This is a genomic window from Nocardioides plantarum, from assembly GCF_006346395.1.
GTDB classification, from domain to species: domain Bacteria; phylum Actinomycetota; class Actinomycetes; order Propionibacteriales; family Nocardioidaceae; genus Nocardioides; species Nocardioides plantarum.
Genome location: NZ_VDMS01000001.1, coordinates 1,992,731 through 2,019,692, shown reverse-complemented (window position 1 = coordinate 2,019,692; position 26,962 = coordinate 1,992,731). Strand labels below are relative to the sequence as shown.

The window sequence follows — 26,962 nt, the reverse complement described above, 5'->3', positions numbered from 1 at the left end:
GAAGCGGGCCCGGCGGCTGCTCGCCACCGGACCCGCTTCAGGTCTGCGCTACCGGTCAGCGAGCGACGCGGACCGCCTTGCTGGTCACCGCGGTGGGCGTCCAGTCACCGCGCGTGCCGGTGACCCGGACGGTGATCTTGCGCCCCGCGAAGCTGCTCTTGACCTTGAGCCGGCTGGTCCAGCCGACGATCTTGCCCTCGACCCGCCACTGGTAGGCGAACCGGGTGCCCGAGCTCCAGGAGCTGTGGTGGACGTCGACGGAGAGGGTCGCGCCGACCTTCGCCTTGCCCTTGATCTGCACCGCGTGGGCGACGACCTTCGGGCGGGCCGGGGTGCGCACCGTGGTGCGCGCGGCGGTGTCACCACCGACCGGCGTGACGCTGACGCCGTACGACGTCGCCGCGGCCAGGCCGGTGAAGCGCACCCCGGAGGCGTCGGACCACGCCTGGCGAGAGGCGACGACCCGGCCACCACGGGTGAGCGACACCTTCACCACGAAGCGCTCCGAGCCGGCGGTCGTGCGCCACCCCACCTGGACCTGCGACCAGGTCTGGGCCGTGGCGGTCACCTTCGTGACCGTCGGAGCCGGCAGGACCGTGACTCTCTCCGAGACCGGCGAGGCGGGGGAGGTGCCGGCGACGTTCGTGGCCGCGACGGTGGCGGTGTAGGTGCCGGCCGCCAGGCCGGTGAAGGTGTGGCTCGTCGCCGTCCCCTCCACCTGCGCCACGGTGCCGGCACTGAGGCGCACCGTGTAGCCGGTGATCGTCGAGCCACCGTCGTCGGGCGTGACCCAGGTGACGGTGACGGCCTGGCCGACCGCGCTGATCCCGGGCCGGGCCGGGTTCGACGGGGGAGTCGTCGCCACCGGCACGTACGCCGTGTAGGCGCTGGCCGCCGAGGTCCCGAGCGCGTTGACCGCCTTGACGGTGGCCCGGTAGGACCGGCCGCGCTCCAGCCCCGTGAACGTGTACGACGTCCGGTCGGCCGGGACCGTCACCGGGTCGCCGCCCTCGAGCTGCACCAGGTAGCCGGTGACCGGCGAGTTGCCGTCGTAGGCCGGGGCGGCCCAGGCGACAGTGATGCGCTGCCCGACGCCGGTGGCCGACACCGCCTGCGGCGCGTCCGGCACGCTGGTGACCTTGAGCTCCAGGGCGTCGATCGCGCCCTCGAGCGTGGCCGCCTGGGCGGCGTACTGCTCGTCGGTCGCGGTCGCCGCCGTGAGCATGGCCGTCGAGTCGCCCAGCGCCGCCGTCAGGGCCTCACCGGTCTTCTGCGTGTAGCGGGTGAGGTCGAGCTCGCGGGCGTCGGAGACCGCGGCCAGCAGGGAGCGCTGGGCGCGCGGCGCCAGCTGGCCACCCGCGAGCTGCAGGGTGCGCAGGGCGCCGGAGACGTCCGAGCCGGTCGCGGTGTCGTCGGCCAGGACGTCCTGGGCCACGGCCATCGCCTCGGAGAACGCGCGGAGGTCGACGCGGACGTAGCGCCCGGTCTCGGCCAGCCTGGGTGCGTAGCCGTCGTAGGCCCGCTGCAGGGCGGTCTTGTCGACGCCGTAGTTGAACGTGAACGAGTCCAGGTTGGACACGAACGGGTGGTTGGCGTCGGGGACGTCGGTGCGCAGCACCAGGATCACCTTGTGGGTCCCGCTGACCGCGGTGGGCAGCGTGATCTTGGTGGTGCCGGCGTTGGACCAGGCCGAGCCGGTGACCGGCAGCGGCACGGTGACCAGCGGGGTGCCCGTGCGTGCGTCGAGGTAGACCTCGATGCGCGAGTTGTTGCCGACGCGCGAGGAGTTGTTGACGTAGTGCACCGAGAGTGACGTCGCCGTGTCGGCGAACCGCAGGGCGTCGTACTCCAGGACGTCGCCGTCGTGGGTGCCGCCGACGTTGGTCCCGCTGGTGCCGTCGTTCCAGCTGAACGACTCGGTCTTGAGCTCGGGCCCGGTCCAGGACGTCCGGTTCTCGAACTGGACCTCGAGGCCGTCGGAGCTCGGGGCGTCGGGGATCACGAACGTGAGGTCACCGAGGTTGCCCACGTAGGGACGCTCGGCGGTGTAGGTGCCGTGCATGACGAGGTAGACGTCGTGGGTGCCGGTGACCTGGGGCAGGTCGACGGTCGCGTAGCCGTCCTGGGTCCACGCCGTTCCGGTGGCGGGCAGCTTCACGTTGACCAGCGGGGTACCGGTCATCGTGTCGAGGTAGACGTCGAGGTTGGCGTCCGGTGCGACCCGGTTGGAGTTGTTGACGTAGTGCACCGACAGCCTGGTGGGCGCGCCCGACAGGTCGGCACCGGCCCACTTCACCCAGTCGCCGTTGTGCGTGTTGGCGATGGCGGTGAACGGCCCGGCCGAGCCCTGGTCGGTCTCGGTCTTGAGGGTGCCGCTGCCGACGCTGACGCCGTCGCCGCCCCAGCCGGCCCGGCCGTCGGGGGTGAGCACGACGTCGTTCTCGACGGGCTCCTCGGTGGCGCCCGACTCGGCGAACTGCATGAAGTCGACGTTGCCGACCCAGTGCGGGGTGGTGTCGCTCGAGGTCGGGTTGGAGCCGCGGAACACGAAGTAGACGGTCGCCGGCGCGGCGGCCAGCAGGGCGTCGACGCCGGTCAGGTCGGCGGTCGCGGTGGCGTAGGTGCCGAAGCCGGACGCCGTCGGCGGGGTCGCCACGGTCGCCAGCAGCGGGCCGTCGACCGCGCCGAGACGCACCTCGACCGCGGCGTTGGCGTAGCCGTCGTTGACCGCACCGGAGTAGCGCACCTGCACCTGGTCGGGCACCTGGCCGCCGCTGAAGCTGACGCCGTTGAAGGCGATCCAGGCGCCGGGGCGCACGCCGCCGATGCCGGTGGGCTCGTCGTGCAGGTCTGCACCGCCCGACCAGAGGTCGTGCTTCTCGGCCTCGAGGCGGCGGTAGCCGCCCTGGCTCAGGGTCAGCCCGTCGAGGGCGGCGGTGAGCGCGGCGTCGGCGCCATCGATCTCGGCGTCGGTCGCGGTGGCGTCGGCCAGCACGGTCCGGGCGCTCGCGCGGGCCGTGACCAGGGCGGCGTACGTCGAGCCCTCCCAGTTGCCGGCCACGACCAGTCGGGCCTCCTCGTAGGAGTCACGCAGCGCGTCGCGCCAGTGGTCGGTGACCAGGATGGTGAACGGGTCACGGGTCGAGAGACCCGTGCCGGTCACGGCGGCGGCCGTGGTGCCGACCAGCGCCGCGTCGGTCAGCCGGACCGCGAACCTCGTCCGGCGCTGGGCGGCCAGCGTGCCGCTGACCTTGACCGCCAGGGTGGTGGCGCTGGTCCGGGTGACGGTGACGGTGACCCCGTCGGGGAGCCCGGTGACGGTCGCGCGGCCGGTGGTGGTGAGCACGTCGCCGTCGGCGCCGGCGAGGGTCGCGCCCTTCAGGGTCATGGTGATGGTGCCGTCGACCGCGCCGGCCGCGTCCGCGGTGAGCGTGGTGCGGTCCGAGGTGGCCGTGGCGGCCGCGGGGGTGCCGGCGCCGGCGGTGCTCAGCGAGAAGGCGGGCGCGCCCGTGGTGCCCCACGTCGAGGCCTCGGCGCCCATGGTCACGTCGAACGAGCCGTCGCCGGCGATGTCGTCGTAGTCGACCCAGGTGTTGCCGTAGGCCTTGCCGTCGAGCGTCGCGTCCTGGATGTAGAAGCGGTCCGGCGAGACGTCCTTGGCGACGATGCTGAAGGCCGTGCCGTCGTCGTGGCTGATGTCGACGCGCGGGAAGAACGGCGAGCCGACCTGGTACTGCGACGAGCCGGCGGTGACCGGGTAGAGACCCAGCGCGGCCGCGACGTAGGTGGCCGACATCGCGCCGGTGTCGTCGTCCATCGTCGGCAGGAAGCCCAGCGGCTCGTTCTTGAAGACCTTGGTCTTGATCGGCGGCGTCAGCTTGCCGTTGCTGGACGGCGGGTTGTTGCCGTCGGTGCCGCCGGTGGCGATGTACTGCTGCCACGTCTGCTTCGTGTAGAGGTCACGGACCCACTTCTGGGTCTTGGCCGGCTGACCGAGGTAGTTGAAGAGGTACGGCGTCTGCAGGTCGACCTCGTTGGCGTTGGACTTCAGCATCTTGGTGCCGTCGTCGGGCGCCTGCTCCCCGAAGTAGTGGCTCAGCGCCTTGCGGGCGGCGTCCGTGCCACCCATCGCGGCGACCAGGCCGGCCATGTCCTGGGCCGGGTACCAGTGGAACTGCCACAGCGTGCCCTGGTAGAGCTTCGCCGCCTGGAACTGCTCCAGGTCGTCGGCCGCGAAGGCGCCGGAGGCGTCGCGCGAGGAGAGCACGGAGACGTCGGTGCCGTCCGGCGCCGTCCAGGCCTTCGGCTTCAGGACGTTGCGGTAGTTGGCCGAGCGGCTCTTGTACGTCGCCGCGTCGGCGGTGCGGCCGAGCTCGGTCGCGATCACCGACAGCGCGTAGTCGTCGTACGACGTCGCGACGGTGGTGCCCGGGTCGCCGGCGATGTAGCCGAGCGCCTGGTTGGCCGCGTTGTAGGTGTTGGCGTTGGCGACCAGGGCCGGGAAGGCCTGCGCGAGCCGGTCGAGGTGCACGCCCTTGGAGACGGCGTCGGCGATGACGATCGCGGAGCGCTCGAAGCGGACCGTCGGCACTGCCATGGTGCGGCTGCTCAGGGTCGCGTTGCCCACGTTGGCGTCGTCGGCGTAGATGTCGACGAGGGACTGCACGACGTCGGCGTACAGATCGGGGTGGGTGGTGGCCAGCACGGAGTACTTGCGGAAGTCGTCCCAGGTGCCCCAGCCGTCGTAGTGCGTGTAGCCGTCGGCGCGGTGCACGGCACCGTCGACACCGCGGTAGGTGCCGTCGGTGCTGGTGGCGTTGGTCGGGGTCGCCAGCATCCGGTAGAGGCTGGTGTAGAAGATCGCGGCGATGTCGCCGTCGGGGTCGCTGGTGGCGTCGGAGGTGACCGCCACCTTGCCGAGGGTCTCCTGCCAGTCCTCGTGGGCGGCGGCGCGGACCTCGTCGAACGACTTGCCGGTCAGCTCGGCCGCCTGGTCCCTGCGGGCCTGCTCGATGCTGACGGGCGAGAGCGTCGTGGTGAGCTGCACGGCCTGGCCGGCGGTGACGTCGAAGGTCATCACGGCACCGGTGTCGGTGCCCGTACGCCGCGTGGTCGGGCCGAAGGCCGCACCCTCGCCCCAGGTCTTCACGCTGGTCACGGGCGCGCTGGTGACGGCGTCGTAGTAGAGCTTGTAGTTGTAGCCGTTGAAGGTGCCGGTGACGCTGCCGAAGAGCTCGGCGCGGCCGTCGGCGAGCTTCTCGACCGCCAGGTCGGAGGCCAGGCGGCCGGTGAAGTTGTTCTGCAGGTCGAGCACGAGCGAGGCCTTGCCGGCCGTGGGGAAGGTGAACCGCTCGAGGCCGCTGCGCACCGTGGCGGTCAGCTCGGCCTCGATCGTGCCCTGGGGGGCCTTCAGCCCGACCTGGTAGTAGCCGGGCTCGGCGCTCTCGTCGTCGTGGGAGAAGGGGAGCGCGTAGGTGCTGCTCGCGGGTCGCGCGGTGTAGCCGGTGTAGGTCGGTACGACGAGCAGGTCGCCCCCGCCGCCCGACCCGCCGACTCCGTCGAGGTTGGTCAGCGTGAAGCCCCGGATGTTGCCCTGCGCGTAGTCGTAGCCCGAGTGGGTGCGGCCCGGCGCGGTCATCGGGTTGGGCTTGGCCAGGCCGTGCGGCACCTGGGCGCCGGGGATGTTCTGCCCGTTGTCGCCCTGCGTGGACATGAACGGGTTGACCAGGTCGGTGTAGTCGGTCGTCGCCCGGGCAGCGGCGGCCGCCGGGGCGGTCGTCGCGGCACCAGCCGGTGCCGTCGAGGCCAGACCGCCGACCGCGAGCGCGGCGGCGAGCGACGTGGCCAGGGCCGTGGGGACGAGACGTGGCGTGCGTGAGCCACGCCGAGGGGAGGTGATCATGCAGCTGCTTTCCTGGGCGGGAGGGTCGAGAACCTCCAGGAACGTAGGGACGACGGGTGAACCGGAGACGACCTCCGGGAAGCCGTCGACACCCTCGGCAGCGGCGAGGACGAGACCATCGCGTGAACGACCGGCCGGCTGGCCCGGCGCCCCGCAGCGGGGATCTCACCCGTAGGGGCGTCATGAAAGTCAAGGGCCTGGGAGAAACTTGTCCGACATCGTCGTGCGCCCCGCCTCGCGGGCGCACCTCATCAGCGCGGACTCGGCCGCTGACCGGAAAGACACAGTGACCTCATGGGCCAGGACCTGGACCAGATCCTCCTCCTCATCGGCGGCATCCTCGCCGGCGGCTTCTTCCTGATCCTGCTCCTGGCTCGGCTGGAGCCGCCGCGCATGGCGGCGCCGGCGCCGCCGGTCCTGCTGACCACCCCGGCCCCGGGTCCCGCGCCGGTCGTCGACCAGGTCGCCTAGCCCGACACCACCCGACACCACCCGAGACGCACGACAGCCCCCGACCGGCGTGATGCCGGTCGGGGGCTGTTCGTCGTGCTGGGTGCCTCAGGTCAGCGGGGCTCGACCTCGGTCGGCTGGTCGCCGGCGTGCTCGGGGCCGGCCAGGGGGTCGGCGTCCGCCGGCTCCTCGGCCTTGGGGCGCAGGAAGCTGAGCCCGACCGAGCCGGCGAGGACCACGACGATCACGCCCAGGCTGACCAGGGAGGGGATCTCCGGGATGGAGGTGTCGATGGTCTTGTGGGCCGCCTGCAGGATCAGCTTGACGCCGATGAAGGCGAGGATCAGGGCCAGGCCGGTGCCGAGGTAGTGGAACCGGTCGAGCAGGCCCGAGAGCAGGAAGTAGAGCGCCCGCAGGCCCAGGATGGCGAAGGCGTTGGAGGTGTAGACGATGAACGCGTCGTCGCTCACCGCGAGCACGGCGGGCACGCTGTCGACGGCGAACAGCAGGTCGGCCGCCTCGATGGCGACCACGACGGCGAGCATGGGGGTACCGACGCGCTTGCCGGCCTCCTTGATGAAGAACTTCGTGCCGTGGTACTCGTCGCTCATCGGGACGATCTTGCGCATCAGGCGCAGGGCCAGGCTGGTGCTGGGGTCGTAGTCGTCGTCGTCACCCTTGATCAGCTTGTAGGCGCTGTAGAGCAGGATCGCGGCGAAGACGAAGAGGATGGCGGTGAACTGGCTGACCACGGCGACGCCGAGGGCCAGGAAGATGCCGCGGAACACCAGGGCGCCGATGACGCCGTAGAACAGCACCCGGTGCTGGTACTGCGCCGGGACCTTGAAGTAGCCGAAGATCAGGGCGAAGACGAAGAGGTTGTCGACCGAGAGGCTCTTCTCCAGCAACCAGGCGGTCGTGTACTCGACGCCGGCGTCGCGTCCGACCACGGCGAAGACCACGATGCCGAAGACGATCGCGAGCCCCACCCAGCCGACGCTCCAACGGGCGGCTTCCTTGAAGCCGATGACATGGGCGTCGCGGTGGGCCAGCAGGTCGATGGCCAGGGCGATGACGACGGTGGCGGCGAACACGCCCCACAGCCAGACGGGTACGTCGTGCACGATGGTCTCCTCTTCGAGGTGGTCGGGATACCTCTCCAGTCTCGGCCGGCCGGAGCCCTCGAACGAGGTCGAAAGCGGGACGACTTCGACCTCGCACATTGCCGACATCCGGCAACGCCGCCGGTATCGGCCGGGACGGATCGGTCAGAACACGTCGAGCAGCCGAGCCCCGAGCACGGCGGCGTGCAGGGTGAAGCGGTGCGCGGGGTCGGTGGGGTCCAGGCCGAGCACCTCCCCGATCCGCTGCAGCCGGTAGGTGACGGCCCGCACCGAGAGGTTGAGCCGGGTCGCGGTGGCGGTGGTGACGCCGCCGCTGGCGAAGTAGGCCTCGAGGGTCTCGAGCATGGTGGTCGCGCCGCCCGGCGCGCCCTTGAGCGGTCCCAGCACCGACGCGATGAGCTCGTCGATCGCGGCGCGGTCGCGCAGTAGCACCTCGTAGACCACCAGCGTGCCGGAGTCGACCACGGCGTCCTCCAGGCCGAGCCGGTCGGCCAGGTCGAGCGCGCTGTTGGCCTGCTCGTAGGACACCCGGACCGCGGCGGCACCCGGCTGGGTCCGCCCGACCGCGGCCTGCCAGGCGCGTGGCCGTCCCGACCCGCGGGCCGGCGGGGCGACGGAGTCGAGCACCCCGGCGAGACGCTCGCCGACCAGCGTGACGCTCCTCTGGTCGGGCGCGGCGAAGATGCACACGAGGAGGCCGTTGCGGGTCGCGACCAGCGGAGAGGTGTCACCGTGGCGGCCGCTCAGTGCAGTCTCCAGCCGGCGGGGGACCGAGGTCAGTGACGGGTGGTCGAAGGTGAGGTCGTGCCGGGCGACCAGGACCGCGTGGGGGCTGGTCAGGTCGAGCCCGAGGTCGGCGGCCCGGCCGGTCGCCTCGACCGCCGTCGGGCCACCGGCCAGCAGCAGGTCGAAGACGTCGTGGCGGGTCGACTCCTGCTGACGGGACACGTCGTTGCGGGCCAGCTGGAACCCCTCGGCCAGCGCCGCCACGGCGTCGTCGGCGGCCCGCAGGACCGCCAGGGCGGAGGCGCGCACCTGGGCGACGTCCGCGCCGGTGTCGAGCTCCTCCCACAGCCGCCAGCACGCGGAGAGGTAGAGGTCGACCAGCGCCCGGAGGGGGACGCCGACCAGGGCCGCGGCGGCACCGCGCTCGCCGCAGGCCCTCAGCTCCCCGCGCCGCAGGCGCCGGCCCGAGGCGGCGGCCTCGACGACGATCGACAGGAAGTCGCCGAGGAGCCCGGGGTCGATGCCGCCGGCGTCGCGGGCCGCCGCGGCACCGACCTCGTCCAGTCGAGCCATCACGTCCTCCGCTTGCCAGGACCCGGAAGTCGGATCGTGTCATGCCATCCTGCCACCAGCCCGGCGTCACGGAATAGTTGACGCGTCACCTAGGTTGGGCCGAGCGACACCAGCGCTCCCGGTCCGGGCGGCGCGAGCACCCTCCGGGAGGTCATCATGCAGATCGGCATCTTCTCCGTCGGCGACGTCACCGCCGACCCCACCACGGGCCGCACCCCCTCCGAGCACGAGCGCATCAAGGCCACGGTGGCGATCGCCCTCAAGGCCGAGGAGGTGGGCCTGGACGTCTTCGCGACCGGCGAGCACCACAACCCGCCGTTCGTCTCGTCCAACCCCACCGCGACGCTCGCCTACATCGGGGCCCAGACCGAGCGGATCGTGCTGTCGACGGCGACCACGCTGATCACGACCACCGACCCGGTCCTCATCGCGGAGGACTACGCCAAGATCCAGCACCTCACCGACGGTCGGGTCGACCTGATGATGGGTCGCGGCAACACCGGGCCGGTCTACCCGTGGTTCGGCAAGGACATCCGCCAGGGCATCAACCTCGCCATCGAGAACTACGCGCTGCTGCACCGTCTGTGGCGCGAGGACGTCGTCGACTGGTCCGGTCGGTTCCGGACCCCGCTCCAGGGCTACACCTCCACGCCCCGGCCGCTGGACGGCGTACCGCCGTTCGTGTGGCACGGGTCGATCCGCAGCCCTGAGATCGCCGAGCAGGCGGCCTACTACGGCGACGGGCTCTTCCACAACCACATCTTCTGGCCGGCCTCGCACACCGCGCAGATGGTCGACCTCTACCGCAGCCGCTGGGAGCACTACGGCCACGGCCCGGCCGACACCGCGATCGTCGGCCTGGGCGGGCAGTTCTTCATGCGCCGCAACAGCCAGGACGCCGTGCGCGAGTTCCGCCCCTACTTCGACAACGCCCCGGTCTACGGGCACGGGCCCTCGCTCGAGGACTTCACCAGCCAGACGCCGCTGACCGTCGGCTCGCCGCAGCAGGTGCTCGAGCGGACGCTGTCCTTCCGGGAGTACGCCGGTGACTACCAGCGCCAGCTGTTCCTGATCGACCACGCCGGCCTGCCGCTCAAGACCGTCCTCGAGCAGCTCGACCTGCTCGGCGAGATCCTGCCCGCCATGCGGGCCGGCTTCGCCGAGGGGCGCCCGGCGCACGTGCCGGACGCGCCCACCCACGGTTCGCTGGTCGTCGCGGCCGGCGGTGCGCACGACACGACCGTGCACGCCGTCGACGACGTGACCGGTCAGGTCCCCACCGGTGAGCCGGTGTCCGCATGAGCACCGTGGTCGTCGTCTCCGCCGGGCTCTCGAACCCCTCGTCGACGCGGCTGCTCGCCGACCGCCTGACCGACGCCACCGTCGAGGCCCTCGAGGAGGTCGAGGTCGTCCACGTGGAGCTGCGCGACCTCGCCCACGACCTCACCGACCACCTGCTGACCGGGTTCCCGTCGCCGCGGCTGGCCGAGGCCCTCGCGCAGGTGCGCGACGCCGACGGCGTCATCGCGGTCACGCCGGTGTTCAGCGCGTCGTACTCCGGGCTTTTCAAGACGTTCTTCGACGTCCTCGACCAGGGCGCCCTCGACGCGACGCCGGTGCTGATCGCCGCGACGGCCGGCACCGCCCGGCACTCGCTGGTCCTCGACCACGTGCTGCGACCGCTGTTCTCCTACCTGCACGCGGTCGTCGTCCCGACCGGCGTCTTCGCCGCCACCGACGACTTCGGCACTGCTGGCACCGACCTCGACGCGCGCATCGCCCGGGCGGCCGGAGAGCTCGCGACCCTGGTGGGCAAGCTCGGCGCCGGGGTCTCCGGACCCGACGCGACCCGCGCCCGGCGTCGCACGGTCGAGGCCGAGCTGGCCGAGCCCACGCCGTTCGAGGAGCTGCTGGCCCGCGCCGGCCGAGCCTGACGACGCAGTGACGAAGCAGACGGGCCCGGCAGCGTCGAACGCTGCCGGGCCCGGCTGTCAGGTGGTGCTGCGGGTGGTGCTCAGCGCTTGGCGACCTTGCCCGTCGCCGCGCTGGTCTTGACCACCGTGACGTAGCCGGCGTGCTTGCCGGTCACGCGCACGGTGATCCGCTTGCCGGTCACCCCGGTGCCGAGCTGGAGGGTCCGCGACGTCGCGCCCGCGATCGCCTTGCCGTCGGCGTACCAGCGGTAGGCGAGCGTCGTGCCGTAGGTCCAGGTGCCCGGGACGGCGGTCAGCCTCTGCCCGACACGGACGGTCCCCTGGATGCGGGGGGTGGCCGCCGTGAGCGTGCCGGCCGTCACCACGGTGGTCGCCGGTGCGGTCACCGTGGCGCTCTCGTAGAGGTCGTTGTTGCCGGTGACGGCGACGGTGATCTTCTTGCCGAGCTGCGACGGGCTCAGGACGATCGAGGCACCGTGGCCGGCGAGGGTGACGCCGTCGGCCTTCCAGGTGTACGTCGCCGTGGTGCCCTTCGGCCAGGCGCCGCTGACCGTGGCGGTCAGCGTGCGGCCCACCGTCGGCGTGCCGGTGATGGCGGCCGACGCCGGGGCCGAGAGGACCCGGTGGATGTTGACCTGGTCGACGGTGGTGCCGACGCCGCCGCGGGGGTTCTTGCCGGCGGTGTAGGTGGTGCCGTTGAGGGTCAGGGTGTTGTCGGCCGTGCCGCACCACTTCTCCCCGACGGTGCCGCGCTCGACGGCCGGGTTGGGGGTGCTGCCGTCGCACTCGCCGCTGCGGATGTTGGAGACGGTCAGCTTCTTGTCCGTCACACCGATGCGGACGTAGGTGGGGACGTGCTCCTGGTTCTCCACCGAGTTGGCCCAGTGCCGGACGTGGCCGTCCTGGTCCGGGTCGCCCGCGTCGAGCGGGTCGGGGCCGTAGTCGCCGGCGTTGGCCGACGTGTCGGGCTCGGTCAGGTCGTAGTACTTCGACCCCGAGGCCGAGTTGGCGGTCACGTAGAGCACGCCACCGGGGCCGGCGAACACGTCGTTGGCCTTCGGCTGCTCGGCCGCGTCGGCCTTCTTGCCGCGGTTGATGAGGTAGCTGCGCGAGTAGGAGTGGTCGTGCCCCTGGAGGACCAGGTTGACGCCCAGTCGGGAGAACGCCTTGGGGAAGTCGATACGGCGCTTGGCGTTGTCACCGTCGTTGGCGTGGTCGGCCGGGGAGTAGATCGAGTGGTGGTAGACGAGCACCGTCCACTTCGCCTCGTCGCCGTGGTCGGCGATGACGTCGGAGACGTAGTTGATGTGGGCGGCGTCGCCGGTGCCGGTCCCGCTGCCGCTGACCTGGTAGCTGTTCGAGTTGATGTCGATGAACAGCACGTCCTTGTAGACGTAGTAGTAGTCGCCACCGGAGGTGTTGGACGACGCGTCACCGTTGGCGTAGTACTCGCCCGACTTGTCCGAGTTGGGCACGTGGAAGTGCTGCTCGTAGTTCTTCTTGCCGACGTCGTGGTTGCCGATCGTCGCCGCCCACGGGGTGGAGCGGAGCTCGTCGGGGCTGAGGAACGCGTCCCACTCGGTCTCGCGGTCGGCGGTGTTGACCTGGTCGCCGCCGGACACGTAGAGCTCGGCGTCGGGGTCGAGGTCGGAGGCGACGTCCATGGTGTGCGCCCAGCCCTGGCCGTCGCGCGTGGTGTCGCCGGAGGAGCCGATCTGCGGGTCGCCGAAGAAGAGGAAGTCGAAGTCGCCGGTGGGGGCGGTGGTCTTGAAGGTGTAGGTCGCCGACCAGTGCCCGTCGCTGCCGACCCGGTAGGAGTACTCGGTGCTCGGCGTGAGGTCCGAGAGCACGGCGTAGCCGTTCGCGACCTCCTGCGTGGGGCTGGCGTAGCCCGCGGCCGCTCCGCTGGTGTTCGCAGCGACCTGTCCCGGCAGGGTGACGGCGGTGCTCGGGAAGGCGCCGCCGGTCAGCGTGCTGGTGGGGGCGTACTGGACGCCCTGGGGTCCGACGGTGCTGCCGGACCAGGAGATGACGCGCTCGGAGGTGGTGGCCCCGACGGTCAGGACGACGTCGGTGACGTCGGCGGCGGTGTCGTCGGCCTCGGCGTTCGGCAGGTTGAGGATGCCGAGGCCACCGATGCCCACGGTGAGCGCGACCGCGGCGGCCGCGATGCGACGACGGCCGGCCCCGGCCGTCGCAGTGTGGAGCTTCATCAAGGAAGTCCCTTTCAGAACTGGAGGAGGGTGCTGCGGACGAACCGCCCGAGCCGATCCACCGTGGCGGCGCGCGATGGCGGGCAGGTGAACGACGTGCGGCGCACGATGGGTCGGCAGTCGACGGTTGCGGGCGACAACCACCACTGCGGGCCGGTCGGTCGATCCGACCGGTGTGTCAGGACGCCGCGACCCGCTGCACGAACCAGATCAGGCCCATCACCGTGACCACGGCCGCGACGGTCCCGGTCAGCCACAGGGCGGCGGTGGGCGAGCGGCGCCGGACCAGGACCAGCAGCGGGAAGGTCACGACGATCAGGCCGAGCTGCACCGTCTCGATGCCGATGTTGAAGACCAGCAGCGACCACAGCAGGGTCCACGACCAGGCGGCGTCGATGCCGAGGGCCCCGGCGAACCCCAGCCCGTGCACGAGCCCGAACGAGAAGACCACGGCCAGGCGACCCCACCCGGAGCGGTCGAGGCTGAGGTGGCTGCTCGAGGAGGTGTCGAGGTCGGTCGCGGACCGGCCGCGGCGTACGAGCGCCACCAGGTGCCATCCGGCCACCACCGCGATGGAGAGCGCGATGACCGGCTCCACCAGCCCGGCCGGCACCGTCACCAGGCCGAGGGCCGCCAGCACGAAGGTGACCGAGTGGGCCAGGGTGAAGGCGGATGCGGCGAGCACGACCTCGCGCAGGCGCCGCGACCCGACGATGAGGGCAGCGAGGAACAGCAGGTGGTCCAGGCCGCCGAGCAGGTGCTCGGCGCCGAGGCGGAAGAAGTCCCAGAACCGCTCGGCGGTGGTCTGGTGCGTCGAGAACGAGGGTCGCTCGGGGTCGAGGGCGGCGCTGCCCTCGCGCAGGTCGAGGTCGTAGGTCACGACGGCCTTGGTGCCCTTGACGTAGCCCTCGGAGTCAGGGAACAGGCTGGTGGCGATCTCGTGCTCGTCGGCCTGGGGGCACGTGTAGTCGAGGGTCAGGTGGGCGTAGGGCACGTCGCGCAGCCCGACCGTGTAGTCGCCGTGCAGCGCGGGGGTGCACGACCGCCCGTCGGCGGTCACCGTGAACCGTGCGGTCACGTAGTCGAGCACCGTGCTGCTGTGGTCGCGCAGCGCCCGGACCTGGCCGGGGAGGTCGCCGTCCTGCCACGCGCCGTCACCCTCCTCGAAGAGGTCGTCGTCGCCCTGGGCGTCGGCGGCCGAGACGACGAGCAGGTCGTACTCGAGCTCGAGGGCGACGCGCACGGTGCCGCTCTGCGGCGAGGTGACGTCGGCGTAGACGACGGAGCTGAAGCCGTGGGCCTCGGCGCGACCCCCGGCCAGGACGAGAGCGAGGACGAGCAGGAGGAGCAGGACGCCGGCAGAGCACCGGCGGAGGACGACAGCCACGGAAGGGAACCTCAATCTGAGCGGGGGCGCGTCACCTTCCCGAGGTCTCACGAACGACTGGGGGACGCAGCGCGAACGTCCGGCCAACCGCCGGCACCGGCGTCGAGGTGGTCCCGACGTGCCGCTGCGAGGTGGGCACAATGAACGCCGTCTCGTTGCCCGACGTACCGCCAGACCCGTTGCCCAGCAGAGGAAACCACGTGCCCACCAGGCGTCCTGAGTCATCGCGTCCCTCACCCGGGCTGCTCGCCGGGGCGCTGCTCGGCCTGCTCCTCACCACGGCGGGCTGCTCCGCCGACGGGGGCTCGGAGGCAGGGAGCGACCGAGCCTCGGACACCCCGAGCGCCGTGCTCACCGCCGGCCCCGGCTTTGCCCCGGCGACCCCGCCACCGCCGGCCGGTACGTTCACGCCCGCTCCGGAGTCGTGGGCCGGGACGAACCCGCCCGCCGGGTACCGCGTGGTGCTCCTGACCACCGAGAAGGGGGCCAGGACGCGGGTGCTCTCCGAGGCGACCCGCGCGTGGGCGAAGGAGACCGGGGTCGACCTCACCGAGGTCGAGGCCGCCGACCCCGACGACTACCTCGCCCGGATCCAGGAGGCCATCGACGCCCACCCCGACCTCGTCGTCACCACGGGCGACGGACTCGTCGACCCGCTGGCGCTGGTCACCGCGAGCAACCTCGACCAGCAGTTCCTCGTCCTCGGGGCCGAGCTGGCCGAGCCGACCCTCAACGTCACCGCCGCCGACTGGGACGGCGCCGGCTACCGCGGCGAGGGCCTGGGTCGGCCGGACTCGTTCGACCCGGCCAGCTTCACCTCGCGGCGCGCGGGTGACGCGCTGCGCGCCGGGGTGACGGCCGTGCTCACGGGGCTCGGTGGCACCGTCGTCCGGGTGGAGTGACCCACCCGGGCCGTGCGGCCCTGCGACCAGTCGGGCACGCGCGAGCCCGATGTTGTCCAGGTCGTCCGTACGGATGCAACCTCATGTCTCACATACTTGCCAATTTGTGCGTAAGGTGTGGCCACCATGGGGCTGGCGCCGGGGCGCATGACCCAGAACAGAGACTCCCTAGGTCTGGAGAACCCCCCTCGTGAACACTCTCGGTCGCACGTTGCCGCCCTTTCCCCCACCCTCGGCGGCTTCGCGGCCGTCTTCTCGACCACCACGGCGCCCGGGCGCACGCTGACCTGCGCTACCCCAGCGAGCAAGCCAGGCTCAGCGCGTGAGGAGTCGCAGCCCATGTCCCGTACCCGGCACCTGCCCGCTCGTGGCGAACGCTGCCCACGCCGCGCGCAGGCTGGCGCCGACGAGGTCGGTCGGGTCGTCGCCGATCGACGTGGTGCCGAGCATCGGCGCATCGGCCCAGGTGTCATCGCCGGGGAACAGGAACGGCAGCTCGATGCAGTGACAGGCGCCCCAGCCGCTGTCGGGTGTGGCCCAGTCGAACTGGTAGTGCGCCGCCTGGCCGCCAGCGGCGCGCCAGGTCTTGGCGAGCGAGGCGGCCGGCTTGGCGAACACGCGGCGAGTGACCAGACGGTCGACCTGCTCGATGACGGTCGAGCGAGCGATCCGGCGGGCGGCTAGCCGGCTGATTCTGGGGTCGGCCAGGACGAAGGGCAGGGCGTCGTTGCGGGTGTGGGTGAGGAGGAGGTCGACGCCGGGGGCAACCCTGCCGATCTGGTCGAGCACCTGCTCGGGGGGAGGTAGCAGGGTGCCACCGAGGGCGGGGGCGAACGGCAGGGCGCCGGCGGCCCCGAACCGTCGGGCGGCTCGGACGGCGGTGGCCTGGGTCGCGAGGACGGCGGCGGTCTGGTCGGCGCTGTCCTGGACGCCCATCAGCTCGGGGTGTGCGTCGAGCACGTCCAGCATGGCGTTGCGGAGGGCGTCGCGCCCGGTGCGCAGACCGAGCGGCGCGGATTGAAGGATGGCCCGGCGGAACAGCCCGGTGGTTCCTTCGCTGAGCAGCATCGCCCAGATGGAGTCGGCTCCGGCGGACTGGCCGAACACGGTCACGTTGGCCGGGTCGCCGCCGTAGCCGGAGATGTTTCGATGGACCCAGTGCAGGGCGAGGACCTGGTCGGTGAGCCCGAGGTTCTGCTCCTGGTCGGAGACGGAGCGAGGGGTGAGGTAGCCCAGGACGCCGAGGCGGTGGGACACGTTGACGACGACCACGCCGCCTTCGAGGGCGAGCTGGGTGGGGTCGTACTTGTCGGACTCGCCGGAGCCGGTGAGGTAGGCGCCGCCGTGGAACCAGACCATCACCGGCATCGAGGTGCCGCTGGCGGGCGCGGTGACGGACACGACGAGGCAGTCCTCGTCCTGCCGCAGCCCACGGGTCGAGGACCCCATGACGAGCTCGAGCCGCGATGGTTGCTGCGGGGGCGCGGGTCCCTTCTCGGTGGCGTCGACGGGTCCGTCCCAGGGGCGGATGGGCTCGGCCGGGGCGAACCGTGCGGCGCGGCCGTAGCGGATGCCCCGAGCCCGGACCAGACCGTCGGCCTGGACGGCCCGGACAGGACCGTCAGCCGTCTGGAGCTCGACGATCCTGGGGCGACGGTCGTCGTCGGTGCGGTCGATCATCCGGCCGGTACCTCGTCGTCGGGGTGGTAGGTGTGCATGCCGGCTTCAGAGTGGTTCGAGGTCGATGCGCGTCTCGGTGCAACGGTAGCCGGCGCGGCGGAAGGCGGCAGCCATGGGCGCATTGGCGGCGTCCGTGGTCGCCGTGACGCGGGAGGCGCCCTGCTCGGCGTGGAAGCGGGTGATGAAGGCGAGGATCTCGTCGACGTAGCCCCGACCTCGGTGCGTAGGGAGCACGGCGAGGTAGCCGACGTTGCGGTGTGTCGGGGTCGCTGACGGGATGGCGATGCCGACGACGGTGCCATCGGCCGTGGCGGCCGTGTGCCACCAGGAGCGCTCACCCGGGCAGGTCAGGTAGTAGTCGACCTCGGCACGGGCCAGCTCGTCGGGACTGGTGGACGCGAGCTCGCGGCGGGTCATGACGTCCAGCGAGCCCTCTGCGGCCGCGGCGAACAGTCGTACGAAGGTCTCGTCGTCGGCGGGCGCGAACGCGAGCGAGCCGCGGTGGGCCGGCCACGGTCGATCGGCGTCCCACTGGAACTGGAGTCGCTCGTTGACCTGCGTCAGGCCCACGGCAGCAGCGGCACGAGTCTTGAGGTCGACCTCGGCGACGAAGGCCGCCTGGTCGCGCCAGTCGTGAGACAGCCGCATCGTGTGCGGCAGCGGAACGGCCACGCCGCGACGCGACAGGGCCTCGTGCCCGGCCTCGAGAAGAGCCCTGGCCAGGATGTCGCGGTCGCGCACGTGCGGATGAACCTCCCACACGTCCAACGCGATCGGAGCGGTCGTGTCCCGGCCCCACCACATCGCTCGCCCGATGACTGCGTCGGACTCGTCCAAAGCCAGGACGGACCACTCGGGCCGGATGCGGCCCGCCTCGATCTCCGCTGCTGCCTCCCTGGCCGGGAGGGAGGTCTCGACCGGAACGCTCAGTGTCGCCGCAGCGGCCAGCTGGGCTGCTGAGGGCTGGATGACTCGCATCTCCCGACCCTCCCAGGCCGTCTCGACCGCAAGCAATCCAGTTGTCGCCGATCGGCACGACCGGGGCGGACGCCGGATGGCAGGGTTCGCCTACGGTCGTGTAGCGGGCACGGTCGACGCCCGCCTCTTCCACCTGGGTCGCAGGACGCTGCGATCTGGGCCATGTCGATGCGGTGCGTCGGGGTCGCTGACGGGATCGCGATGCCGACGACGGTGCCATCTGCCGTGGCGGCCGTGTGCCACCGTCGATCCACGTCCCACTGGAACTGCAGTCGCGCTGACCGTGGAGTGCGGCAGCCTGGGCCAACGCGGAGGCGCAGGTCGTTGACTCCTCGTCGAGGTTCCACCCGGCGTACAGGACCAGCGGAGAGAACCCCTGCCCCGGACGATCGGTGCCGGGGCTCTCGCTCTACGTGTACGGCGGCAGCCACGTCCCAGGCTGCGACGTGGCCACCGCCACAGGTGGGCTAGAAGGTGTGGGCTGCGGTCTGGACGCTGTCGGGGGCGCCGCTGCCCTTGGTGTAGTTCAAGCGAAGGGCGAAGCGGCCGTTGAGGGTCTTGACGCATTGGACCCGGTCGCCGGCTGGAGTGACGACCTGGCTGCAAGAAACGTCTGCACCAGAGCCGAGGTTCACAAAGATGCCCTTGTTCGGGATGGCGGACTGGGAGTCGTTGAACAGGATTCCGCGGGCCGCACCGGCGGTGCCCGGTGAGTAGTCCAGGCAGATACGGGCCCCGGTGTAGCCCTGGAGGTCGGCGCAGCCCACGCGGGTCCAGTCGGTGATGCTCTGCGAGGGGGGCTGCACAGCGGTGCTGGGAGTGGCGAACCCGGTTGCCGCGGTGACGAGCGTGGCAGAAGCCGCAGCGGCCATGGCGAGACGACGCATGATGGTGCCTTCCGAGAGTGCGTCTCACCCGATGCAAGACGACTCCTCGGAGGATGTCACCTCAACCGCGATCGGGCCCACACCACGCACGGTGAATTCTTGCCGACCGACCCGATCCTGAGGCCGAGGACCCCGGATGCTGCGACGCACCCCTGGGGTGGGTGCCTTTCGGACGGTCGGCCCTGGCGGGATCGAAAGCGCTCTGGACCGACCGCGTCGTGGTGTTGATCGTCAGATCGACCAGGCGCCGACGTAGTGGCCGAGTCGGTCGATCCGTCGGACGGCGACTCGTGAGGGGGTCGGGACCAAGCGGCCGCCGCGGATGACTCACCGAGCGCGGTGGGCCCTGGACTCAGTCGCCGAGCGCCGCGGCCTCGCGGGCGAGCGACTCGATCCCGGCCCAGTCGCCGGCGGCGACGAGGTCGCTCGGGGTGAGCCACGAGCCGCCGACGCACCCGACGTTGGGCAGCGCGAGGTAGCGCGGTGCCGAGGTGGCGGTGATGCCGCCGGTGGGGCAGAAGCGGGCGGCCGGGACCGGCGAGGCGATCGAGGAGAGGAACGGGGCTCCGCCGGAGGCCTCGGCCGGGAAGAACTTCATCTCGGTGACGCCGAGCTCGAGCACGGCGAGCACCTCGGAGACGGTGGCGGTGCCGGGCAGGAAGCGCAGCCCGGTGTCGGTCATCGCCGCGAGCAGCGACGGCGTCGCGCCGGGGGAGACCAGGAACTGCGCGCCGGCGTCCTGGGCCTGCTTGGCCTGGCCGGGGGTGACGATCGTGCCGGCGCCGACCAGGATCTCGGGCACCTCGGCCGCGATCGCCGCGATCGCGTCGAGGGCGACCGGCGTACGGAGGGTGAGCTCGATGGCGGGCAGGCCGCCCGCCACGAGGGCGCGGGCGATCGGTACGGCGTCGGCGAGGTCGTGGACGACGACGACCGGCATCACGGGTACGGCGTCGAGCAGGGACTCAGGCGAGCTGGGCAACGGAGACCTCCGAGGGCGCGGCGGGTGCCGGGTGGACGGGGAAGATGCTGGCGCCGAGGTCGGCGGGGCCGACAGTGGCCCGGAAGGCGGCGAAGAGCTCGCGCCCGGTGCCCGCCCACTCGGGGCCCTCGGGGGCGCGGCCGGTCGGCTCGCGGTGACGCAGCTCGACGTCGATGTCGAGCAGACCCCGGACGCCGTCGACGGTGATCAGGTCGCCGTCGCGCACCCGCGAGAGCGGGCCGCCCACGGACGCCTCCGGCGTCACGTGGATCGCGGCCGGGACCTTGCCCGAGGCGCCGGACATCCGGCCGTCGGTGACGATGGCGACGCGCTGCCCGCGGTCCTGCAGGACGCCGAGGGCCGGGGTGAGCTTGTGCAGCTCGGGCATGCCGTTGGCGGCCGGACCCTGGTAGCGGATGACCGCGACGAGGTCGCGGCCGTCGAGCCGGCCCTCGCCGAAGGCGGTCAGGAAGCCCTCCTGGTCGTCGAAGACGAGCGCGGGCGCGGTGACCACGCGGTGCTCGGGCTTGACGGCCGAGGTCTTGATCACCGCGGTGCCGAGCGGCCCGGTCAGCACCTTGAGGCCGCCGTCGGGAGCGAACGGGTCGTCGGCGGGACGCAGCACGTCGAGGTCGAGGCTGGCCTTGGGGCCCTCCTCCCAGGTCAGGTGGTCGCCGCGCAGGACGGGCTCGCGGGTGTAGTGGTGCAGCCCGCGGCCCATGATCGTGAGGACGTCGTCGTGCAGCAGCCCGTGGCGCAGCAGGGTGTGCACGAGGAACCCGATGCCGCCAGCGGCATGGAAGTGGTTGACGTCGGCGGAGCCGTTGGGATAGATCCGGCACAGCGACGGCACCACGGCCGACAGGTCGGACAGGTCGTCCCAGGTGAGCTGGACGCCGGCCGCCCGGGCGATCGCGACGAGGTGCATCGTGTGGTTGGTCGAGCCACCACTGGCCAGCAGCGCCACGCAGGCGTTGACGATCGCCTTCTCGTCGACGACCTCGCCGACCGGGGTCGGCTCGCCGCCCTGACGGGTGATGCCGACGGCGCGCTCGGCGGCGGCGCGGGTCAGCGCGTCACGCATCGGCGTACCGGGGTTGACGAAGGACGAGCCCGGCAGGTGCAGGCCGAGCACCTCCATCAGCAGCTGGTTGGAGTTGGCGGTGCCGTAGAAGGTGCAGGTGCCACGGGAGTGGTACGACGCCGACTCGGCCTCGAGCAGCTCCTCGCGCCCGACCTTGCCCTCGGCGTAGAGCTGACGGACCTTGGCCTTCTCGCCGTTGGGCAGGCCGGAGGCCATCGGGCCGGCCGGCACGAAGACCGTCGGGAGGTGGCCGAAGGAGAGGGCGCCGATGAGCAGGCCCGGGACGATCTTGTCGCAGACCCCGAGCATCAGGGCGCCGTCGAACATGTCGTGGCTCAGCGCGATCGCGGCGGACATGGCGATCACGTCGCGGCTGTAGAGGCTGAGCTGCATGCCGGCGCGGCCCTGGGTGATGCCGTCGCACATCGCCGGGACGCCGCCGGCGACCTGGGCCAGCCCGCCGGCCCGCGCAGCCGCCCGCTTGAGGACCGGCGGGTAGTCGGCGTACGGCTGGTGCGCGGAGAGCATGTCGTTGTAGCTGGTGACGATCGCCAGGTTGGGCTTGACCCGTCCGCGCAAGGCGCGCTTCTCGTCGGGCTCGGCCGCGGCGAAGCCATGGGCCAGGTTGGCGCAGCCCAGGTCGCCACGGGCCGGTCCGGTCTGGCCGGCGGCCCGGATCCGGGCGAGGTAGGCGCCGCGGGTGTCGGCGCTGCGCTCGACGAGCCGACGCGTCACCTCGGCGATCACGGGGTGCATCTCAGTCATGGTCGGACTCCTGCCAGGTTCGGCCGTCGCGCTCGATGAGCGTGGCGGCGGCGGTCGGCCCGCTGGTGCCGGCCGGGTAGCGCCGGGGGCGGTCGGGGGTGACCGACCAGCGCCGGAGGATCGGCTCGACCCAGGTCCAGGCCGCCTCGACCTCGTCACGACGCATGAACAGCGTCGGGTTGCCGCGGATGACGTCCATGAGCAGCCGCTCGTAGGCGTCGGGCATCCGGGCGTCGAAGGCGGTGGCGTAGCTCAGGTCGAGCGACACCGGCCGCAGCCGGATGCCACCGGGGCCGGGCTCCTTGGCCGTCATGTGCAGCTGCATGCCCTCGTCGGGCTGCACCTGGATGTGCAGGCGGTTGGCCGCCGGGCTCGGCTGGGTGCCCTCGTGGTGGGGGAACATCGCGTGCGGCGGCTCCTTGAAGACCACCACGATCTCGGAGATCTTGCGGTCCATCCGCTTGCCGGTGCGCAGGTAGAACGGGACGCCGGCCCAGCGCCAGTTCTGCACCTCGGCGCGCAGGGCGACGAACGTCTCGGTCGCGCTGCCGGGCCGCCCCAGCTCCTCGGTGTACGACGGCACGGCGACACCGTCGGCGAGCCCCTGGCCGTAGCGGCCGCGGACGGTGTCGCGGTCGACGTCGTCGGCGCTCATCGGCTTGAGGGCCTGGAGCACCTTGAGCTTCTCGTCGCGCACGGTCTCGCGTCCGACGTACGTCGGGGGCTCCATGGCGACCAGGCAGAGCAGCTGCAGCAGGTGGTTCTGCACCATGTCGCGCAACGCACCGGAGCCGTCGTAGTAGTCGCCGCGCTCGCCGACCCCGAGGGTCTCGGACACGGTGATCTGCACGTGGTCGACCCACCGGGAGTTCCACAGCGGCTCGAGGAAGGTGTTGGCGAACCGGGTGACCAGGAGGTTCTGGACGCTCTCCTTGCCGAGGTAGTGGTCGATCCGGAAGATCTGCTGCTCGTCGAAGACCTGGCCGACGGCGTCGTTGACGGCGCGGGCCGAGGCCAGGTCGGTACCGATCGGCTTCTCCAGCACGACACGGGCGCTCGGGTCGACGACGCCGATCTCGTCGAGGCGGTGGCAGATGGGTCCGAACAGGGCCGGGGCGGTCGCCAGGTAGAAGACGCGGACGGCGTCGGGGTCGCCCTCCTTGAGCAGGTGGTGGAGCAGGTGCCACCCGTCGGGCGTCGCGGCGTCGAGGACGAGGTGGTGCACGCGGGCCAGCAGCCGTACGACGACCACCGGGTCGAGCTCGTCGCCGATGTGGTGGGCCAGGGCCTCGCCGACCACCGCGCGGTAGCCGTCGTCGTCGAGGTCGGAGCGGGAGACGCCGATGATGCGAGTGCCGGGACGCAGCTGGTCCTCGGCCTCGCGGCGGTAGAGCGCGGGCACGAGCTTGCGCAGGGACAGGTCACCGGTGGCACCGACGATGGTGAAGTCGCAGGTCGGCATGCCGTCGGCGAGCTCGGAGGTCGGAAGGGTCACCCGGACCACGGTAGAGCCAAAGACTGCTCTGAACAAGCAAACTTACGCATGACAAAGACATAACTACGCGCAACTTGTGTCTAGGATGCGACTATGACGACCGCCGGAGACCTGCTCCAGCTGGTCCGCCGTGGCCGGGCCAGCAGCCGCTCGGACCTCGGACGCCTCACCGGGCTCTCCCGCACCGCGGTCGGCGCCCGCCTGGCCCTGCTCGAGGCCGCGGGCCTCGTGGTCACCGGTGACGAGCTCGCCTCCACCGGCGGCCGGCCCCCCGCCGGGCTGTCCCTCAACGCCGACGCGGCGGTCGTGCTGGCGGTGGCGATCGGTCGGTCCCGCTCGCAGCTGGCCGTCTTCGACCTCCAGGGCCAGGAGCTCGGCTCGTCCTCGGTCGAGCACGAGGTGGGCGCCTCGCCCGACGTGGTGATGCCCGTCGTCGCGGCCCACCTGCGAGAGCTGATCGAGCCGCTCCCGACGGCGCAGCCGGTCTACGGCACCGGCATCAGCCTGCCCGGCACCGTCGACCCGGTGCTCGGGGTCAGCATCGAGTCGCCGGCCATGCCCGGCTGGGACGGCGTCGACCTGCGCGCGGCCCTCGTCGCCGGTGGCATCGAGCCGGGGTCCACCTTCGTCGCCAACGACGCCGACGTGCTCGCCCGCTCCGAGCGGCTCGGGCACGCCCGCCACCACCCCGACCTGCTCGTGGTCAAGGCCTCGACCGGTCTCGGCCTCGGCATCCTCGCCGAGGGCCGGGTGGTCGCCGGGCACCTCGGGGCCGCCGGCGAGATCGGCCACACCAAGGTCGAGGCCGCTGCCGGTCGGCCCTGCCGCTGTGGTGACGTCGGGTGCCTGGAGACGATCGCGGCCGGCTGGGCGCTGGTCGCCGAGCTGCGCGAGGCCGGCCACCCCGTCGACCACGTGCGCGACCTCGCCGCCCTCGCTGCCGGCGGCGACGCGGAGGCCAAGCACCGCCTGCGCGAGAGCGGCCGCCGGCTCGGCGAGGTGCTCGCCGTCGCCATCAACATCCTCAACCCCGAGGCCGTCGTCATCGGGGGTGACATGGCCGCCGCCTTCGACGTCTACGCGGCCGGGGTCCGCGAGTCCGTCTACGCGCGCGCGTCGGCCCTGGCCACGCGCGACCTGCGCTTCCTGCCCTCGACCTTCGGCGACCGGGCCGGCCTGGTCGGCTGCGCCGCGATGGCCCTCGACCAGGTCCTCAGCCCCGCGGCCGTCGACTCCCGGCTGGCCGCCGCGGCCGATCCCTCACGCGCCGCCGCCTCGGCCACCGGCTGACGCGCGCCGTGCCGGTGTCCCTCACCGGGGAAGAGGGACACCCACTGTCTTGTTGGAACGGGTAGTCGACCCGAGAGGCACCACCCATGAGCTTCCCCCTGTCCGTGCTCGACCTCGCCCCGATCGCGAAGGGGGAGACCGTCGGCAGCAGCATCGCGGCCAGCGTCGCCCTCGCGCAGCGCGCCGAGGCCCACGGCTACCGCCGGGTCTGGTACGCCGAGCACCACAACATGTCGAGCATCGCGTCGTCCGCGACCAGCGTGCTGATCTCGCACGTCGGGGCGCACACCTCGACGATCCGGCTCGGCGCCGGCGGCGTGATGCTGCCCAACCACTCGCCGCTGACGATCGCCGAGCAGTTCGGCACCCTCGCCGCGATGTACCCCGACCGGATCGACCTCGGTCTCGGGCGCGCGCCGGGTTCGGACCAGGCCACGGCCCAGGCGATGCGGCGCGACCCCTCCGCCTCCGAGCGCTTCCCCGAGGACGTGCAGGAGCTGCAGGCGTTCCTGGGCACGGAGTCCCGGGTGCCCGGCGTGACGGCCGTGCCCGGCCAGGGCACGGAGGTGCCCCTCTACATCCTCGGCTCGTCGATGTTCGGCGCCCACCTGGCGGCGGCCCTCGGGCTGCCGTACGCCTTCGCCAGCCACTTCGCTCCGCAGGCGCTCGAGGCGGCCGTGGCCGCCTACCGGCGCGAGTTCAGGCCCTCGGACCAGCTCGCGGCGCCGTACGTGATCGCGGGCGTCAACGTGGTCGCCGCCGACACGACCGAGGAGGCCGCGGCCAACCTGCAGGCGGCCCGTCGCACCATCGCCGTCACGCTCTTCGGACGCGGGCAGACCCTGAGCGACGTCGAGGCCGACGTCCTGCTGCGCCGTGGCGCGGCCGAGCACGTCGACCAGATGTTCACCTACGCCGCCGTCGGCGACGGTCCCGCGGTGGCGCGCTACCTCGAGGACTTCCGCGACCGCATCGGCGCCGACGAGCTGATCACCGCCCACCAGGCACCCAGCACCGCGGCCCGGCTGAGGTCGGTCACGCTCACCGCCGAGGCGCTGGACTCGGTCGCGGCGTAGGGATCGAGGGTGCGACCTGGGCGCGCACGGTGAGGCCGCGGTCGACCAGGTCGACCATCCAGGCGAAGCTGTCGCCGATGTCGGTGTCGATCATGAACCCACCGGCCGCCTCGATGCTGGCGAAACCGTGCAGCATGCTGCGCAGCATCCGCAGCGCATGGATCTCGTCGGCGGGGTCGAGCCGGTAGCCCCGGAGGATCGCCGACAGCGAGCCCAGGAACCGGTCGGCCGCCGGGAGCAGGGGGTCGTCGGGGCCGGAGGGGCGGGCCGCGTTGCCCGCCGCGTAGCGCCCGGGCCGCTCGGTGACGAACGAGCGCACCGCCTGGGCCGCGGCGACGAGTGCGTCGCTGCCGGCCCGGCCCTGGGTGGCGTCGCGGACGGCGTCGGCGAGCTCGGTCATGGCCAGGACGGCGATCCGGTGGGTCAGGTCACCCAGTCCGTCGACGTGCTTGTAGAGCGAGGGGGTCCTGACGCCGAGCCGCTCGGCGAGCAGGCCCATGCTGAGGTGGTCGAGCCCGATCTCGTCGGCCAGGGCGGCGCCCGCCGCCGTGACGGTGGCCGGGGTGAGTCCGGCCCTAGGCACCGGTCAGCGTCCGGGCCAGGAACGGCAGGGTCAGGGCGACGACCTCGTCGGGCGTCTGGACGTGGGGGTAGTGGCCGGCACCCTCGATGACGGCCAGCTCGCCGAGGCCCGTGGGCAGGTCGGCGAGGATCTTCTCGCCCTCGGCGCGCGGGTCGGTCCAGTCGGGGTCGAGGCTTCCCTCGATCACCAGGACCGGGCACGCGACGTGGGCGAGCTGGTCGCCGGCGTCTGCGGGACTGGTCTTGCACATGGCCTGCAGCGCCTTCATCCGGCCGGGCTCGCCCAGCGTGGTCTGGATGCGGGCCAGCTCGGCGTCCCAGTCGGCGGGCTTGGTCGGGATCGCCAGGTCGAGGTAGGCCGACCAGCTCGACACACTGCCGAGCAGCAAGGTCCGCACCAGCCGCATGGTGCCACGGCGGTAGCGCCGGTTGCTCACCAGACCGCCGAGCGGGATCTTCTGCACGCGGGTGAACGGGGCCAGCTCGACCAGGCCGGTGATCAGCTCGGGTGCGGTGGCGGCGGCGATGGTCGCGGCCCCGCCGCTGATCGAGTGGCCGACGATGACGGCCGGCCCGCCCAGGTGGCGGACCAGGGCGACCAGGTCACCGCCGATGTCGGTGCGGCTGTAGCCGTCCCAGCCGACGCTGGACTCACCGCAGCCTCGGACGTCGACGACGGCGACCCGGTAGCCGGCCGCGGCCAGCGCCGGGGCCACGAAGCGGTAGGAGTGGCGGCTGTCGCCGATGCCGTGGGCGAGGACCACGAGCGGCCCCTCGCCGCTCACGTCGTAGGCGAGGGTGTGGTCGTCGATGGTCAGGTGGCGGGTCATGGCGTCCTCCGAACGGTTAGCTTATTGGATTAGCCAAAAGCTACATCGATTAGCCAACCGTGTCTAGAGGCCCGCCGGTCTTCTGTTCACGGTCTGGCTCCG

The 26,962-nt window shown here is 72.1% G+C and carries 19 protein-coding genes; 6 read left to right on the top strand and 13 right to left on the bottom strand.

Translation table 11 applies throughout. The features are described 5' to 3' along the window. Positions 1 to 55: 55 nt before the first annotated feature. Complete coding sequence (locus tag FJQ56_RS09435; protein WP_140009164.1) at positions 56 to 5,902, bottom strand: glycoside hydrolase domain-containing protein; 5,847 nt, start codon at positions 5,900 to 5,902, stop codon at positions 56 to 58. Between the two features lie 294 nt (positions 5,903 to 6,196). On the opposite strand from FJQ56_RS09435, the gene FJQ56_RS22130 reads away from it, so the two are divergent. Continuing rightward, the gene (locus tag FJQ56_RS22130) at positions 6,197 to 6,373 is read left to right on the top strand and encodes a hypothetical protein (protein ID WP_170215329.1); all 177 of its coding nucleotides are present in this window, start codon (positions 6,197 to 6,199) and stop codon (positions 6,371 to 6,373) included. Positions 6,374 to 6,465: 92 nt separating this feature from the next. Here FJQ56_RS22130 and FJQ56_RS09430 read toward each other — a convergent pair whose 3' ends face one another. Together FJQ56_RS09430 and FJQ56_RS09425 are read right to left on the bottom strand one after the other, a co-directional pair. Beyond that, a complete protein-coding gene (locus FJQ56_RS09430) occupies positions 6,466 to 7,476 on the bottom strand; it encodes a TerC family protein (protein ID WP_211350814.1) in 1,011 nt (336 codons plus the stop codon). 144 nt (positions 7,477 to 7,620) lie between these two features. Beyond that, complete coding sequence (locus FJQ56_RS09425) at positions 7,621 to 8,775, bottom strand: PucR family transcriptional regulator (protein ID WP_140009162.1); 1,155 nt, start codon at positions 8,773 to 8,775, stop codon at positions 7,621 to 7,623. 156 nt (positions 8,776 to 8,931) lie between these two features. Here FJQ56_RS09425 and FJQ56_RS09420 point away from each other — a divergent pair, with 156 nt between their 5' ends. Together FJQ56_RS09420 and FJQ56_RS09415 are read left to right on the top strand one after the other, a co-directional pair. Continuing rightward, positions 8,932 to 10,077 (top strand): LLM class flavin-dependent oxidoreductase, encoded by a 1,146-nt coding sequence (locus FJQ56_RS09420; RefSeq protein WP_140009161.1) that lies wholly within the window; start codon positions 8,932 to 8,934, stop codon positions 10,075 to 10,077. After that, a complete protein-coding gene (locus FJQ56_RS09415) occupies positions 10,074 to 10,709 on the top strand; it encodes an FMN reductase (RefSeq protein ID WP_140009160.1) in 636 nt (211 codons plus the stop codon). The genes FJQ56_RS09420 and FJQ56_RS09415 overlap by 4 nt, the downstream gene beginning before the upstream one ends. A gap of 80 nt (positions 10,710 to 10,789) precedes the next feature. Here FJQ56_RS09415 and FJQ56_RS09410 read toward each other — a convergent pair whose 3' ends face one another. Together FJQ56_RS09410 and FJQ56_RS09405 are read right to left on the bottom strand one after the other, a co-directional pair. Then, positions 10,790 to 12,922: a fibronectin type III domain-containing protein gene (locus tag FJQ56_RS09410; protein ID WP_140009159.1), complete on the bottom strand. Its 2,133-nt coding sequence runs from the start codon at positions 12,920 to 12,922 to the stop codon at positions 10,790 to 10,792. 178 nt (positions 12,923 to 13,100) lie between these two features. Beyond that, positions 13,101 to 14,309, bottom strand: coding sequence for a HupE/UreJ family protein (locus FJQ56_RS09405; RefSeq protein WP_246084054.1), 1,209 nt, complete (start codon positions 14,307 to 14,309; stop codon positions 13,101 to 13,103). 200 nt (positions 14,310 to 14,509) lie between these two features. Between FJQ56_RS09405 and FJQ56_RS09400 the strand changes: the two genes are divergently transcribed. Then, positions 14,510 to 15,211 carry a type 1 periplasmic-binding domain-containing protein gene (locus FJQ56_RS09400; protein ID WP_140009157.1) on the top strand — a complete coding sequence of 234 codons (702 nt, stop codon included), beginning with the start codon at positions 14,510 to 14,512 and terminating at the stop codon, positions 15,209 to 15,211. Positions 15,212 to 15,526: 315 nt separating this feature from the next. On the opposite strand, the gene FJQ56_RS09395 is transcribed toward FJQ56_RS09400, so the two are convergent. From FJQ56_RS09395 to zwf, 6 genes are all read right to left on the bottom strand, one after another. Then, entirely contained in the window at positions 15,527 to 16,891 is a 1,365-nt protein-coding gene (locus FJQ56_RS09395) for a carboxylesterase family protein (RefSeq protein WP_140009156.1), read from the bottom strand. Positions 16,892 to 16,936: 45 nt separating this feature from the next. Then, positions 16,937 to 17,869: a GNAT family N-acetyltransferase gene (locus FJQ56_RS09390; protein WP_140009155.1), complete on the bottom strand. Its 933-nt coding sequence runs from the start codon at positions 17,867 to 17,869 to the stop codon at positions 16,937 to 16,939. 467 nt (positions 17,870 to 18,336) lie between these two features. Then, a complete protein-coding gene (locus FJQ56_RS09385) occupies positions 18,337 to 18,756 on the bottom strand; it encodes a hypothetical protein (protein WP_140009154.1) in 420 nt (139 codons plus the stop codon). A gap of 352 nt (positions 18,757 to 19,108) precedes the next feature. Next, the gene (eda, locus tag FJQ56_RS09380) at positions 19,109 to 19,738 is read right to left on the bottom strand and encodes a bifunctional 4-hydroxy-2-oxoglutarate aldolase/2-dehydro-3-deoxy-phosphogluconate aldolase (protein WP_140009153.1); all 630 of its coding nucleotides are present in this window, start codon (positions 19,736 to 19,738) and stop codon (positions 19,109 to 19,111) included. After that, a complete protein-coding gene (gene edd / locus FJQ56_RS09375) occupies positions 19,722 to 21,587 on the bottom strand; it encodes a phosphogluconate dehydratase (RefSeq protein WP_140009152.1) in 1,866 nt (621 codons plus the stop codon). The genes eda and edd overlap by 17 nt, the downstream gene beginning before the upstream one ends. Next, positions 21,580 to 23,082 carry a glucose-6-phosphate dehydrogenase gene (gene zwf, locus FJQ56_RS09370; RefSeq protein ID WP_246084053.1) on the bottom strand — a complete coding sequence of 501 codons (1,503 nt, stop codon included), beginning with the start codon at positions 23,080 to 23,082 and terminating at the stop codon, positions 21,580 to 21,582. Before zwf ends, edd begins: the two co-directional genes overlap by 8 nt. Before the next feature lie 93 nt (positions 23,083 to 23,175). Between zwf and FJQ56_RS09365 the strand changes: the two genes are divergently transcribed. Both FJQ56_RS09365 and FJQ56_RS09360 read left to right on the top strand, forming a co-directional pair. Then, positions 23,176 to 24,372 (top strand): ROK family transcriptional regulator, encoded by a 1,197-nt coding sequence (locus FJQ56_RS09365; RefSeq protein ID WP_140009151.1) that lies wholly within the window; start codon positions 23,176 to 23,178, stop codon positions 24,370 to 24,372. An 86-nt stretch (positions 24,373 to 24,458) separates the two neighbouring features. Further along, positions 24,459 to 25,448, top strand: coding sequence for an LLM class flavin-dependent oxidoreductase (locus tag FJQ56_RS09360; protein ID WP_140009150.1), 990 nt, complete (start codon positions 24,459 to 24,461; stop codon positions 25,446 to 25,448). Here the strand turns inward: FJQ56_RS09360 and FJQ56_RS09355 are convergent. Both FJQ56_RS09355 and FJQ56_RS09350 read right to left on the bottom strand, forming a co-directional pair. Then, complete coding sequence (locus tag FJQ56_RS09355) at positions 25,414 to 26,031, bottom strand: TetR/AcrR family transcriptional regulator (RefSeq protein WP_140009149.1); 618 nt, start codon at positions 26,029 to 26,031, stop codon at positions 25,414 to 25,416. The two genes, FJQ56_RS09360 and FJQ56_RS09355, sit on opposite strands and share 35 nt — an antisense overlap. Further along, positions 26,024 to 26,860 carry an alpha/beta fold hydrolase gene (locus FJQ56_RS09350; protein ID WP_140009148.1) on the bottom strand — a complete coding sequence of 279 codons (837 nt, stop codon included), beginning with the start codon at positions 26,858 to 26,860 and terminating at the stop codon, positions 26,024 to 26,026. The genes FJQ56_RS09355 and FJQ56_RS09350 overlap by 8 nt, the downstream gene beginning before the upstream one ends. Positions 26,861 to 26,962 lie beyond the last annotated feature (102 nt).